Below are 13,713 nucleotides of genomic sequence, written 5' to 3' on the forward strand. Positions count from 1 at the left end.
TCCCACAAGCCGAATTCAGATAAAAAATATTTGGCAAGCTGGCCCGTAAAGATAAATTTGAGGCCCTGTTGGCTAAGTGTCAATGTTCGCTAAGCGGTTGAGTTGCTGATCGCCACGAGTATTTTTTCTTGAGCTTCATTATTGGTTTTTCGAAAAATACGTAACTTAATGGTGCGACTATAAAAGTCAGCCAGACACCGACGTCAACACTCGGTGGAAATGGCGCTCCGGATCTATATGGGCCGTTGCCAGTGAAAACACCTTGCCACACATATAGCCCATAACTAATAATGCCAAGGCTGGCCAGTGGCTTAAACTCCAATAATTTAACTAATGTTGAATCCTGATTGTAGAATACATACAGAACTAAAGCGCAGATGGATGTTAGCCAGATTACGTCGGAGTTGATGAATGCTGGTGCAGCAGTGCCAGAAAGTATAGCTATAAGTAATATGTTCGATGTGGGCTTTTTAGTCATGGTTATCTTAATTGTTTCGGTGTTGCAGATAAAAGCTAATAGGCATCCAGCTAGAATTGGCAGCATAGCGGGGAAGGTCCATCTGTTCATATAATACAGTGTGCTGTCTGGATACAGGGAAGTTCCAAAAATTACGCAGCTTGTTGCAATGGCCAGTGCCACTAATACCGCAATTCGTTTCCCCAAGCAAAAAATTAATGGCCAGAATAGATAAAAATGTTCTTCAACAGATAAAGACCAGAAGTGTGACATTGCTGAGTAGGCGCATTCTTTTGGATAGAAGTTTATTGTATATGTGAGTGCGTAAGCAAAAGAGCAAGTTGGAATGCTGGCCTTTCCTGTGTAGTCTATATACACAAGGAAGAGAATCGCCAAATAGTAGAGAGGGAAAATTCGTAATGCTCGGCGTTTTATAAACGCGATAATATCTATTTTGCCAGTTGCTTCTTTCTCTTTTATGAGAAGGTAGGTAATTAAAAATCCTGATAAAACAAAAAATACACTAACCCCTGTCTGTGCACTTAGGGCGGAACGTAGTGCACTGCTTGTAATGCCAAGCGCCTGCCATGCCTCGGCATGGGACATGATTACTAATAGGACAGAGATGGCTCGAAGCCCGTCAAGTCCTTTAATTTTACCAAGCATTGAACACCCCAAGGTTGTGAAAGCGCGGAGATTCTACCTGATTTGGGGCAAATGCTGTCCAAAACTATTGCCCGATGCGCTCCGAGTTCCGCTATTTGTTAGGTTCTGTACGCAATCAGCCGAAACCATTTGCAATGCACGCACGTCCAGATTCAGCAAAGTACGCATCAAAGGCAAGACCCCAGATGGCCAGACGGTACGAACTCCCCGATGCAGTCTTTGATTTGGTACGGGTATCCTCGATGAGCCTCGCCTTAGCGGGCGCCCAAGAACAGAGGAGCAATTGGTACTCGATGGCATCCTGTGGGTGCTTTTTTTAGCGCTGCCTGGCGCGACATGCCCGAGCGCTTCGGCCCATAGTCTCGGGTTAATCAACGTTTTCGTGACTGGCGCAAACATGGAACGTTTGACCTGATGTTCGAGCGTCGTCACATCAAAGACGGGCCGTGCGGATATCGACTAACTAATCATGGTTAACATGCTGTAAGGCATCGAGGGTGAACTCAAAGACGTCTTGGGCGATTGGCGTGCGGGCGTCAAGAAAAGAGCTGGCCTCTGTTCGCATCTGAAGAATTGGCTGGAGAAAAATTATCCGCAGGTCACATCACAATGTGCCTTGGGCAAGGCCGCGCGTGATTTGGCCACTAACCGGAGGCGGCTGGAGCGGTACATTACGGCTGTTTTTTACTGCGTGACGTACTATAGCGCTTGCCGTAGGCAGCTTCGATTGAGGACCTCGAAGCGCCGCTTTATGTGGACTCACGATGAATTCCTGCTTCTATTACGCGTTCTGTAACATTCAGAGCTTTGACAACCCACCTCCATCGCCTAAGTTTGAGAAGCAGCTTCGGAAAAGCTGCTTCTCTCTTAACGACTTCATGGAGCGTCATTTATGCGTACAGGCTACTTCTACTCTTTGATTTTTGCCCTTCTGACCAGCGCCTCGATTGCTGCTATCGCCGCCCCAGCGGCCAAGCATGAGTTGGTCGCTGCGCCGCAAGCAGTGGAGCAGCCAGCCAAAACCCAGGGCGCGAAGGTCGATTTGAACGGGGTGGATGCCGCGACGTTGCAGCGCGAGCTATCGGGAATAGGCAAAGGCAAGGCCGAGGCGATTGTTGCGTATCGTGAGAATAATGGGCCGTTCTCTTCGGTGGAGGAGCTGCTGGAGGTCAAGGGGATCGGCAAGGCGATTCTCGACAGGAACCGTGACAAGCTGGAAGTGAATTGAGTATGTGATTGAAGGAGGCCGGTCGAATCGACTGGCCTTTTTGCTATCTGATGGATGCGAATTCTGAAGGTTTCCCAGTAGTTGGCATAGATAATGGTTACCTAGAGCCAACCGATTGTTCAACAATCCAAGGCCCTCCGCCCATGACCAACACACTCTCCCTCGCCGACCAGATCACCCTGGAACTACGCGCCGACATCATCGGCGGTCGCCTGCTGCCAGGCACGGCACTGGTAGAGAACAATCTGGTCTCGGCCTACAACGCCTCACGCAACACCATCCGTGAAGCGCTACACCGTCTGGGCCAGGAAGGCCTGACCCGTTACGTGCGCAACAAAGGTGTGATGGTCCGCAGGTTAGGTGTCGATGACTTACGAGATCTGTTCAAGGTCCGTCGCACCTTGGAGCTGCAAGCCATCTTGAACAGCCAACCATTGCGTGAGTATCAATCCGACCGGATGCTCGAAGCCCTCGAGGCTGCGGATTTGGCTCAGGAGCGTGAAGACTGGCGTTCGGTCGGTACCCATGGCCTGGCGTTCCATCAGCACGTCGTTGGGTTGATGCACAGTCCATTACTTGATGAGTTTTTCACCAATGTCGTTGCACAACTGCGCCTGGTGTTTAGCTCCGCGCCTGATGAGGCGCGTTTCCAGGCGCCGTGGCTAGCGCGTGACCGCTATATCCACGATTGCCTGGCCGAGGGCGACAAGCTTGCGGCCCACGAAGCTATGAGTCTTTACCTCGACGATTCCGAGCAACTGCTTCTGCAACTGCTAACTCCCACCCATCACCACTGATCAAGGACCCGCGCCATGTACAAAGACTACCCAGCCGCCTACCAGGTCAGCAAAGGCTCAGCCCTGCAGGTGAACAAACCCTTTTACGACCGCATCCGCACCCAGCAGGACAAGCGCACCCTGATCGAGCAGTTCGAAGTACCCATCCGCACTGGCCGCGCTTGGCACGTCCCCGCCGGTCACGTGTTCCGCGTCACCACCCCGGTGGGCCCGCAGGTGGGGGACTTCAACGTCTGGAACGCCCATGATCCGCGGGAGCGCTTGTGGGCGGCGCGTACTCGTCAGCTTCAGGGCGCCCACGTCAGCACCCATGATCGGTTGTGGTCGAACCTGCCGTTTCTGCGGCCATTGGTGACCATCACCGATGACAGCCTGGCCGGCTACGGCATCGATGAGCATGGTGGACGGCTGCACGATCTACTGGGGACGCGCTGTGATCCCTATGTGAACAAGATGCTGACCGGCGAGGATTTCCATCATCACTGTCACTCGAACCTGACCCGGGCGGTGTTGCCCCACGGCCTGACGGAGTTCGATGTGCATGACGTGCTGAATATTTTCCAGTGCACGGGGCTCAATCATGACGACATGTACTTCATGAAGGCCTGTCCGGCGCAGAAGGGCGATTACCTGGAGCTTTTTGCCGAGATTGATCTGTTGTGCGCCCTGTCCACCTGCCCGGGTGGCGACTTGTCGCTGGCGATGTGGGGGCCTGATGCACAGGATCCCCTTAGCGTCTGTCGTCCGCTGGGGGTTGAGATCTATCGGTTGGAGGATTCATTGCTGGAGGGGTGGAGTCAGCCTGAGCGGGCAGCGTACAAGGGGTTGCATGGCTTGCATATCGCCAAGGCGGATTGGGAAAGGTGATGCAGTAGGCGCTGGCTTTGTAGGAGCTGGCGAAGCCTGCGATCTTTTGATCTTCCCTCCAGACTCAATTTATAGGGGAAAGATCGCAGCCTCGTTGCACTCGACAGCTCCTACAGACCCAGCGGGAGCAAGCTCCCTTGCCACACAAGCAGATCAACGGTCCTTGGCCTCCTTCGCATCCATTTCCGCATTGCGCTCGGCAACGCGCTTGCGTTGCTCATCGGTCAACTCGACCTTGTGGGCGGTGTCGCGCAGCATCATCAGACCACCAACGATCGAGCCGATTGCAACAATCAGAATCAACCAGGCATACCAGGGCATAGGGCTCTCCTTGAGGGGGCGATGGACGGGCGAACGTTTTGCCGATCCATCGCACCTACCACTTATGAGCGAAGATTGTTCGCAGTGGTTCAATACTACGCCCGTTCGGCTGGCTTCACCTTAAAGCCCGGTCAGCATCGCATCGGCGGGAGCGTCCGCGCGCAGTTGTGCGGTGAGGATGAAGTAGACGAAACCCACCGCCATGAAACCGAGGAAGATCAGCCCGATCAGCGCGTTGAACCAAGCCATCGCCACCAGGCACACCACGGCCAATACCAGGGCGATGCCGGGTACAAGCGGATAGCCCGGCGCCCGGAAGGTGCGTTCCAGGTTGGGTTCGGTTTTACGCAATTTGAACAGGCTGAGCATGCTCATGATGTACATGACGATCGCGCCGAACACGGCCATGGTGATCATGGCGGCGGTCAGGGTCATGCCGCCGAGGTTGATCAGGCCGTCGCTGTAGATCGCCGCGATGCCGATCAGTCCTCCGGCGATGATGGCTCGGTGCGGCGTCTGGAAGCGTGACAGTTTGGCCAGGGAGGCGGGCAGGTAGCCGGCGCGGGCCAGGGCGAAGAATTGCCGCGAGTAGCCGAGGATAATGCCGTGGAAACTCGCCACCAGGCCGAACAGGCCGATCCACACCAGCATATGCAGCCAGCCGGAGCTTTCGCCGACCACGGTTTTCATGGCTTGGGGCAGGGGATCGTTGATGTTCGACAGGGTGCGCCAATCGCCGACACCGCCGGCAAAGAACATCACGCCCATGGCCAGGACCACCAAAGTCAGGATGCCGCTGATGTAGGCCTTGGGAATCGTGCGTTTCGGGTCCTTGGCTTCTTCGGCGGCCATGGCCGCGCCTTCGATGGCCAGGAAGAACCAGATGGCGAAGGGAATCGCGGCAAACATTCCGGCAATGGCCGGTGCGCCAAACACATCGGAACCGGCCCAGCCGTTCAGGGCAAAATTGCTGAAACTGAACGCCGGGGCCACGACGCCCATGAACACCAGCAGTTCGGCCACCGCCAGGACGCAGACGATCAGCTCGAACGTCGCGGCCAGTTTCACCCCGAGGATGTTCAGGCCCATGAACACGATATAGGCCCCGACCGCCGCGTGTTTCGGGTCCAGGGCCGGGAATTGCACGTTCAGGTAGGCGCCAATGGCCAGGGCAATGGCTGGCGGGGCGAAGACGAATTCGATCAGCGTCGCCAGCCCGGCGATCAATCCGCCTTTCTCACCGAAAGCCCGACGACTGTAGGCAAACGGCCCGCCGGCGTGGGGAATGGCGGTGGTCAGTTCGGTGAAGCTGAAGATGAAGCAGGTGTACATGGCCGCGACCATGAATGACGTCACCAAAAAGCCCAGCGTCCCGGCCACGCCCCAGCCGTAGCTCCAGCCGAAATACTCGCCGGAAATCACCAGCCCGACGGCAATACCCCATAAATGCAGGGTGCCCAGGGTGGGTTTGAGTTGTGTGTTCATCGGTGGCTCCCTTGATCCATAGCAAAAGCGCTGGGGAGGGCCGTGCAGTGGACGTGCCAGTGTGGCGCGGGCGGTCGTAATGGGTGAAATCGTGTCGTATCGGGGATGTTCGCTGCCGGATGGCTTGGTTTTGTGCCCCAGTTCAGAGCGTCGGCGCCTGGGCTGGCCTCATCGCGAGCAAGCTCGCACACATGGGATCAGTGGTGAATAAAGAACTTGTGTTCACTGAAGCCCTCCTGTGGGAGCGAGCTTGCTCGCGATGAGGCCAGCCCAGCCAACACTTTTTACGGATTCTTTATTCCCCAGCCCCGCTCTCGATCTCGTTCCTTTACAGCCTCCCTGCCGACAATCACTCCACACACGGCACGACGCCGTACCACGGAGAAATCCCATGAGTGTTCTGGACGGGGTGTCGCTGCTGTTGGCAGTGGCGCTGTTCATTTATCTGCTGGTTGCGCTGTTGCGCGCCGATCGGAACTAGGAGCGGCTATGCACGGTTATGACTACGGGCTGATCCTCGCCTTTTTCGCCTTGGTGCTGATTCCGGCACCGTTTCTGGGGCGTTTTTACTATCGGGTGATGGAAGGCCAGCGCACTTGGCTTTCGCCGATCCTCGGCCCGGTGGAGCGTGGTTGCTACCGCCTGGCCGGTGTCGATCCCACTGCTGAGCAGAGCTGGCAGAAATACACCCTGGCCTTGCTCGCGTTCAATCTGGCGGGTTTTTTCTTGCTGTTCGCCATTCTGCTGCTGCAGGGACACCTGCCGCTCAATACCGAGCAGTTGCCCGGCATGGAGTGGACCCAGGCTTTCAACACGGCCGTGAGTTTCACGACCAACACTAACTGGCAGTCCTACAGCGGCGAAGCGTCCCTGAGCTACCTGAGCCAGATGGTCGGCCTGACCGTGCAGAACTTTGTCAGCGCCGCCACCGGCCTGGCCGTGCTCGTGGCGCTGTGTCGCGGCATCGGGCGCAAGTCCGCTGCGACACTGGGTAATTTCTGGGTCGACATGACCCGCGCCACCCTCTACGGGCTGTTGCCGTTGTGCCTGCTGCTGGCATTGTTCCTGGTCTGGCAGGGCGTGCCGCAGACCTTTGCGCACTATGTGCACGGGGTCACGCTGCAGGGCGCCGACCAGGTCATCCCGTTGGGGCCGGCCGCCAGCCAGATCGCGATCAAGCAACTGGGCACCAACGGTGGCGGTTTCTTCGGCGTCAACTCGGCGCATCCGTTCGAAAACCCGACGGCCTGGAGCAACCTGTTCGAAGTCGCTTCGATCATCCTGATTCCCGCTGCGCTGGTGTTCACCTTCGGCCATTACGTCAAGGACCTGCGCCAGAGCCGGGCGATCATCGCCTGCATGCTGGCCTTGTTCCTGATCGGCGGCGCTACCTCGCTGTGGGCCGAATACCAACCCAACCCGGCCCTGAACAACCCGGCCGTCGAGCAAACCGCACCACTGGAAGGCAAGGAGGCACGCTTCGGCACCACCGCCACGGTGCTGTGGTCAGTGACCACCACGGCGGCGTCCAATGGCTCGGTCAACGGCATGCACGACAGCCTCAGCCCGCTCAGCGGCATGGTGTCGCTGGTGAACATGATGGTCGGCGAAGTGATCTTCGGCGGCGTCGGGGCCGGGCTCTACGGCATGCTGTTGAACGTGCTGATCGCGGTGTTCCTGGCCGGCTTGATGATCGGTCGCACCCCGGAATACCTGGGTAAGAAGCTGGGCGCCCGGGAGGTGCAACTGTTGGTGGCAACCCTGCTGGTGATGCCTGTCAGCGTGCTGGTGCTGGGGGCCGTCGCTGCGAGTCTGCCCGGGCCGGCCGCGGCGGTGAGCAACCCGGGTGCCCACGGTTTCAGCCAGTTGTTGTACGCCTACACCTCGGCGGGAGCGAACAACGGTTCGGCATTTGCCGGGTTCGGCGCCAACACACCTTTCCACAACCTGATGTTGGGCCTGGGCATGTTGATCGGCCGGTTCGGCTACATCCTGCCGGTGCTGGCATTGGCCGGCAGCCTGGCCTTGAAGAAGACCGCGCCGATTGGCCAGAACAGCTTTCCTACCCACGGCCCGCTGTTCGTGACGCTGTTGACCGTGACCATCCTGCTGGTGGGGGGCTTGACCTTCCTGCCGACCCTGGCGCTGGGGCCGATTGCCGAACACTTGAGCATGGGCTTCTGAGGACCTGATGATGAATATGCCGATGAGCAAAACCGTCGCCGCTAAGGCACCGGAACAACCGAAGACCCACCTGTCGGCCCTCTGGCGGCCGGCGTTGGTGCAAGCCTTCGTCAAGCTCGATCCACGCCAGTTGCACCGCGCGCCGGTGATGCTGGTGGTGGAGCTGACCGCGATCCTCACCACCGTGTTGTGCTTCATCCCCGACAACGCCGTGCCGACCTTCGTCGCCGCGCAAATTGCGCTGTGGCTGTGGTTCACGGTGCTGTTCGCCAACTTCGCCGAAGCGTTGGCCGAAGGTCGCGGCAAGGCCCGGGCCGACAGTCTCAAGGCCGGCAGCGAAGGCCTCAACGCACGTCGCCAGACCGCCAGCGGTTTTGAAATCATCCCCGCCACCCGTCTGCGCAAAGGCGATGTGGTGCGCGTCGAGGCCGGCGACATGATCCCCGGCGACGGTGAAGTGATCGAAGGCATCGCCGCGGTCAATGAGGCGGCAATTACCGGCGAATCGGCGCCGGTCATTCGCGAGTCCGGCGGTGATCGCTCGGCCGTCACCGGCAACACGCGGCTGGTTTCCGACTGGCTGCTGGTGCGCATTACCAGCAATCCCGGCGAGTCCACTCTGGACCGCATGATCGCCCTGGTCGAAGGCGCCAAGCGCCAGAAAACGCCGAACGAGGTGGCGCTGGATATCCTGTTGATCGGCCTGACGCTGATCTTCCTGTTGGTGGTGGTGACGCTGCAACCGTTCGCCCATTTCGCCAACGCCAGCCTGCCGCTGGTGTTTCTGGTGGCGCTGCTGGTCACCTTGATTCCCACCACCATCGGCGGGCTGCTGTCGGCCATCGGCATCGCCGGGATGGATCGGTTGGTGCGCCTGAACGTGATCGCCAAATCCGGCCGTGCGGTCGAGGCGGCGGGTGACGTGCATGTGTTGATGCTGGACAAGACCGGCACCATCACCTTTGGCAATCGTCGTTGTACAGCGGTCCATGCCGCCCCCGGTGTGAGTACCAACGAACTGGCCGAAGGCGCGCTGTTCGCCTCGTTGGCTGACGAGACGGCCGAGGGCAAGTCCATCGTCGAGTACCTGCGAGGTTTGCATCCACAGCCCGAGCCCGGCATCGACGCGCTGACGGCTGTGCCGTTCAGTGCTGAAACCCGTTTGTCCGGGGTCGACTATCAGGGCCGTATCTACCGCAAGGGCGCGGTGGACTCGTTGCTGGATTTCATCGGCCTTGCACGCAATGAGTTGCCGCCGGCACTGGCGCGGGAGGTCGACAAGATCGCTCAGAGTGGCGGCACGCCGTTGCTGGTGTGCGTGGACGGCAAGCTGCTCGGTGTTATCCATCTCAAGGACGTGGTCAAACCCGGCATTCGCGAGCGCTTTGCCGAGCTGCGCAAGCTGGGGATCCGCACGGTGATGGTCACCGGCGACAACCCGTTGACCGCCGCGGCGATTGCCGCCGAGGCCGGTGTCGACGACGTGCTGGCGGAGGCCACGCCGGAGAAGAAACTGGCGCGTATCCGTCATGAGCAAAATGACGGTCGGCTGGTGGCCATGTGCGGCGACGGCGCCAACGACGCCCCGGCCCTGGCCCAGGCCGATGTCGGCATGGCGATGAACGACGGCACTCAGGCCGCGCGGGAGGCGGCCAACATGGTCGACCTCGACAGTGACCCGACCAAATTGCTCGATGTGGTACAGATCGGCAAGGAATTGCTGGTGACCCGTGGGGCGCTGACCACCTTTTCCATCGCCAATGACATCGCCAAGTATTTCGCGATCCTGCCGGCGCTGTTCGCTTCGATTTATCCACAGCTCGGCGTGTTGAATGTGATGCACCTGAGCAGCCCCCGGAGCGCGATCCTGTCGGCCATCGTCTTCAACGCCTTGATCATCGTCGTGCTGATCCCCCTGGCCCTGCGCGGCGTGCGCGTGCAAGCGGCAAGCGCGGCGGCGCTGTTGCGACGCAATCTGTTGATCTATGGCCTGGGCGGGATCGTCGTGCCGTTCGTGGGGATCAAGGCGATCGATATGTTGCTGACGGCGTTGCACCTGGTTTGAGCCTGACGTGCGGTGAACCAATTTTTGTTGCAAGAAGATAGCTCCCGCCGAGCTCTGCAGGAGCTCTGCAGGAGCTGTGTAGGAGCTCTGTAGGAGCTGTCGAGTGCAACGAGGCTGCGATCTTTCCCCAGACACTTGAATCCCAAGCGAAAGATCAAGATCAAGATCAAAAGATCGCAGGCTTCGCCAGCTCCTACAGAGCCCAGCGCGAGCAAGCGCCTTGCCTGGAAGTTAGCTGTTTCTTATTCGAGGATTTTGAAATGTCCACTCTGATTCGCCCGGCCTTGAGCCTGTTACTACTGATGGCCCTGATCACCGGTGTCGCGTACCCACTGGTGGTCACCGGCGTGGCGCAAGTCGCCTTTCCGGTCCAGGCCAATGGCAGCCTGATCGTCGATGCGGCCGGCAAGGTCCGTGGCTCGACGCTGATTGCCCAGGATTTCACCGGCGATGCCTGGTTTCATCCACGGCCATCGGCCGGCGCCTTTGCCACGGTCGCCAGCGGCGCCAGCAACTTTTCCCCGAGCAACCCGGCCCTGGCCACGCGGGTGATCGATGACGCCCAAAAACGCCAGGTGCCCGGCCAGGGCCCGGTGCCGCTGGCGTTGCTGACCACCTCCGCCAGCGGGCTGGATCCGCACTTGCCACCGGCAGCGATTGCCTATCAACTGGCCCGTGTCGCCGCAGCGCGCAACCTGCCGGCCTCGACCTTGCAGCAACTGCTCGACGACAACACTGAGCAATCCTTGGTGGGCCCGCCCGTGGTGAATGTGCTGGCGTTGAACCTGGCCCTGGAAAAACTGTAGAACCTGTGGGAGTGGCGCCTGTGGGGGCAAGGCTTGCTGCAGCAAAACCTGTGGGAGCAAGCTTTGCTCCCACAGGTCCAGTGCCCATAAGCTTTGCTCCCACAGGTCCGCCTTCCGCAGGGTGTTTGATCAATATTTGAAAGAGACTTTCACGCCATGAGCGACTCCGGCCGCGCCGACGCACTGTTAGCCAATCTGCCCCGCAATGACCGTGGCCGGCTCAAGGTCTTCCTGGGCGCGGCGCCCGGTGTCGGCAAGACTTACGCCATGCTGCAAGCGGCACACACCCAACTGCGTCAGGGCGTGAAAGTCGTCGCCGGGGTGGTGGAAACTCACGGTCGTGCCGAAACCGAAGCACTGCTCGGCGGCCTGGTGCAGCAGCCCTTGGTGCGCTCGGAATATCGCGGTGTGATGCTCGAGGAAATGGACCTCGACGGCTTGCTCGCCACCCGGCCGAACCTGGTCCTGGTGGACGAACTGGCCCATAGCAATGCGCCGGGCAGTCGCCATGCCAAACGCTGGCAGGACATTCAGGAACTGCTTGCGGCGGGTATCGATGTCTACACCACCGTCAATGTCCAGCATCTGGAAAGCCTCAACGACCAAGTGCGCGGCATCACGGGCGTGCAGGTGCGCGAGACGTTGCCGGATTGGGTCCTGCAGGAGGCCGATGAACTGCTATTGATCGACCTGCCATCGCGCGAGCTGCTGGAGCGCCTGCGTGATGGCAAGGTCTACGTGCCGGAACAGGCCCGGGCGGCGATCGATGCGTTTTTCACCCAGACCAACCTGACCGCGTTGCGCGAGCTGGCCATGCAGACCGCCGCTGCCCAGGTCGACAATGACCTGGCCCAGGGGTATCGACAACTGGGTCAGGCGGCGCCGGCGGTGCGCGGACGCCTGCTGGTGGGGGTGGGCGCCGACGTGCAGGCCGAACGTCTGGTGCGCCACGCCAGTCGCGTCGCCCAGCGTCGGCATTTGCCGTGGAGCCTGGTCCACGTAGACAGCGGCGTCGCGCACGATGAGTCGTCGCGACAGTATCTGCAAAATGCCCAGCAGTTGGCTGAACGTCTCGGCGGGGAAGTGGTGCTGTTGCGGGCCGGCGAAGTCGCCAAGACCTTGATCCAGCACGCCACCGAACGTCGCGCCACGCTGCTGCTGGTGGGCCAGTCCAGGCCGCGTTTGCGACGGCGACTGTTGGGCGGTGGTTTGGCTTCACGCTTGCTGCGCGATGCCCGGGGACTGGAAATCAGTGTGCTGGACAGCGATGAGCAGCCCCGTCCCACCCGCGTGCGTTCGAGCGCCGTCCAGACCGGGTTCGACTACGTGTTGGCGCTGGCGGCGACCGTGGCGGCCAGCGCGTTGGCCTGGGGGATTTCAGGGTGGCTGGCGTTGCCCAATATTTCCCTGGTGTTTCTGATGGCGGTGTTGCTGGTGGCGGTACGCAGCAGCCTCGGCCCGGCGCTGGCCTGCGCGGCGCTGTCGTTCCTGGCCTATGACTTCCTGTTCATCCCACCGAATTTTTCCTTCACCATCCAGCGCGAAGAAGACGTGCTGACGCTGGTGTTTTTCCTGCTCATGGCAGCCCTGACCGGCAACCTTGCCGCTCGCCAGCGTCGCCAGTTGCAGGCCCTGCGCGACACCCAGCAGGAAACCGGCGAACTGCTCGACCTGTCGCGCAAACTCACTGCCGCCACCGACCGCCAGGCAGTGGTCAGCGCCGCTGCGCAGCACCTCAACGGCCTGCACGACTTGCAGCTTTGCCTGCTCAATCGCGACGGCCAGAGCGATTGGAAGGTCGAGACCGGCGAGCCGCTGACGTTTACCGAAGCCGAACGTGCGGCGGCCGACTGGGCCTGGCAGCACGACCAGCCCGCTGGTGCCGGCACCGGGACGTTGCCGTCTGGGCGCTGGTGGTGGTGGCCGCTGTCGGCGGAAGGCGGACCACTGGGGTTGCTGGGTGTGTGCCCGAACGAAGGCAAGCCGTTGAGCGGCCAGCGTCGGCGTTTGCTGGCGGCCCTCAGTCAACCATTGGCCCAGGCGTTGGCCCGGGCGCAACTGGCCCAGGACCTGGAAGCAGCGCGCCTGCACGGTGAAACCGAGCAACTGCGCAGCGCCTTGCTGGCGTCAGTGTCCCACGATCTGCGCACACCGCTGACGTCCATGCGCGGCAGCATCGACAGCTTGCTGGCGCTGGGGGAGGCGATCCCACTGGCCGATCGTCGCGAACTGCTCGAAGGCACCCGCGATGAAGCCGAGCGGTTGGATCGCTACATCCAGAACCTGCTGGACATGACCCGTCTGGGGCACGGTGCCCTGAAGCTGGCGCGGGACTGGGTCTCGCCGGCCGATATCGTCGGCAGCGCGCTGAACCGCTTGCGGGCGGTGTTGGCGCCCCTGGCGGTCGGCGTCGAGGTGCCTGCTGACCTGCCGTTGCTATATGTCCACGCGGCACTGATCGAGCAGGCCTTGGTAAACGTGCTGGAAAACGCCGCGCGTTTTTCACCGGCCCATGGGCGGCTGCTGCTGAGCGCGGGTACGAGGGACGGCGAAGTGTTTTTCGCCGTGGCCGACGAGGGCCCCGGGATCCCTGAACAAGAGCGAGAAAAAATCTTCGACATGTTCTATACCGCCGCGCGCGGTGATCGGGGCGGGCAGGGCACGGGGTTGGGATTGGCCATCTGCCAGGGCATGGTCGGTGCCCATGGCGGGCGAATCAGCGTGGCCGATGGCCTCGACGGGCGCGGCACCTGCATCACGTTGCACCTGCCGTTGCAGGCACAACCGGGTATGGACGATGAAGCCTGAGCGGCGCTGGGTTACTCTCTCGTCCCACC

Annotated in this window: 11 protein-coding genes and 1 pseudogene; 9 read left to right on the forward strand and 3 right to left on the reverse strand. The window is 60.3% G+C overall.

Features of this window, described 5'->3' with window-relative positions:
- Positions 1-79: 79 nt before the first annotated feature.
- Entirely contained in the window at positions 80-1,123 is a 1,044-nt protein-coding gene (locus GFU70_RS08310) for an acyltransferase family protein (RefSeq protein WP_153387855.1), read from the reverse strand.
- Positions 1,124-1,308: 185 nt separating this feature from the next.
- Between GFU70_RS08310 and GFU70_RS28690 the strand changes: the two are divergent.
- The 4 genes and pseudogenes from GFU70_RS28690 to GFU70_RS08325 form a co-directional block, all read left to right on the forward strand.
- A pseudogene (locus GFU70_RS28690) lies at positions 1,309-1,561 on the forward strand (transposase); the annotation flags it as partial.
- 454 nt (positions 1,562-2,015) lie between these two features.
- A complete protein-coding gene (locus GFU70_RS08315; protein WP_153387856.1) occupies positions 2,016-2,351 on the forward strand; it encodes a ComEA family DNA-binding protein in 336 nt (111 codons plus the stop codon).
- Between the two features lie 143 nt (positions 2,352-2,494).
- Positions 2,495-3,148, forward strand: a complete 654-nt coding sequence (locus GFU70_RS08320; protein ID WP_153387857.1) for a GntR family transcriptional regulator — start codon at positions 2,495-2,497, stop codon at positions 3,146-3,148.
- A 15-nt stretch (positions 3,149-3,163) separates the two neighbouring features.
- A complete protein-coding gene (locus GFU70_RS08325) occupies positions 3,164-4,015 on the forward strand; it encodes an urea carboxylase-associated family protein (protein WP_153387858.1) in 852 nt (283 codons plus the stop codon).
- Positions 4,016-4,168: 153 nt separating this feature from the next.
- On the opposite strand, the gene GFU70_RS08330 is transcribed toward GFU70_RS08325, so the two are convergent.
- Together GFU70_RS08330 and eat are read right to left on the reverse strand one after the other, a co-directional pair.
- Complete coding sequence (locus GFU70_RS08330) at positions 4,169-4,336, reverse strand: DUF2897 family protein (protein ID WP_014337248.1); 168 nt, start codon at positions 4,334-4,336, stop codon at positions 4,169-4,171.
- Positions 4,337-4,456: 120 nt separating this feature from the next.
- Positions 4,457-5,821 (reverse strand): ethanolamine permease, encoded by a 1,365-nt coding sequence (eat, locus tag GFU70_RS08335; RefSeq protein ID WP_058543262.1) that lies wholly within the window; start codon positions 5,819-5,821, stop codon positions 4,457-4,459.
- A gap of 391 nt (positions 5,822-6,212) precedes the next feature.
- Between eat and kdpF the strand changes: the two genes are divergently transcribed.
- The 5 genes from kdpF to GFU70_RS08360 all read left to right on the forward strand — a co-directional run bounded on the left by kdpF (position 6,213) and on the right by GFU70_RS08360 (position 13,684).
- Positions 6,213-6,302, forward strand: a complete 90-nt coding sequence (kdpF, locus tag GFU70_RS08340) for a K(+)-transporting ATPase subunit F (protein WP_003218754.1) — start codon at positions 6,213-6,215, stop codon at positions 6,300-6,302.
- An 8-nt stretch (positions 6,303-6,310) separates the two neighbouring features.
- The gene (kdpA, locus tag GFU70_RS08345; RefSeq protein ID WP_116642897.1) at positions 6,311-8,005 is read left to right on the forward strand and encodes a potassium-transporting ATPase subunit KdpA; all 1,695 of its coding nucleotides are present in this window, start codon (positions 6,311-6,313) and stop codon (positions 8,003-8,005) included.
- Between the two features lie 10 nt (positions 8,006-8,015).
- Positions 8,016-10,070, forward strand: coding sequence for a potassium-transporting ATPase subunit KdpB (gene kdpB / locus GFU70_RS08350; RefSeq protein WP_153387859.1), 2,055 nt, complete (start codon positions 8,016-8,018; stop codon positions 10,068-10,070).
- A gap of 260 nt (positions 10,071-10,330) precedes the next feature.
- The gene (kdpC, locus tag GFU70_RS08355; RefSeq protein ID WP_058543674.1) at positions 10,331-10,876 is read left to right on the forward strand and encodes a potassium-transporting ATPase subunit KdpC; all 546 of its coding nucleotides are present in this window, start codon (positions 10,331-10,333) and stop codon (positions 10,874-10,876) included.
- Positions 10,877-11,032: 156 nt separating this feature from the next.
- Positions 11,033-13,684, forward strand: coding sequence for a sensor histidine kinase (locus GFU70_RS08360; protein WP_153387860.1), 2,652 nt, complete (start codon positions 11,033-11,035; stop codon positions 13,682-13,684).
- Positions 13,685-13,713 lie beyond the last annotated feature (29 nt).

This window comes from Pseudomonas brassicacearum (assembly GCF_009601685.2).
Lineage (GTDB): Bacteria > Pseudomonadota > Gammaproteobacteria > Pseudomonadales > Pseudomonadaceae > Aquipseudomonas > Aquipseudomonas kilonensis_B.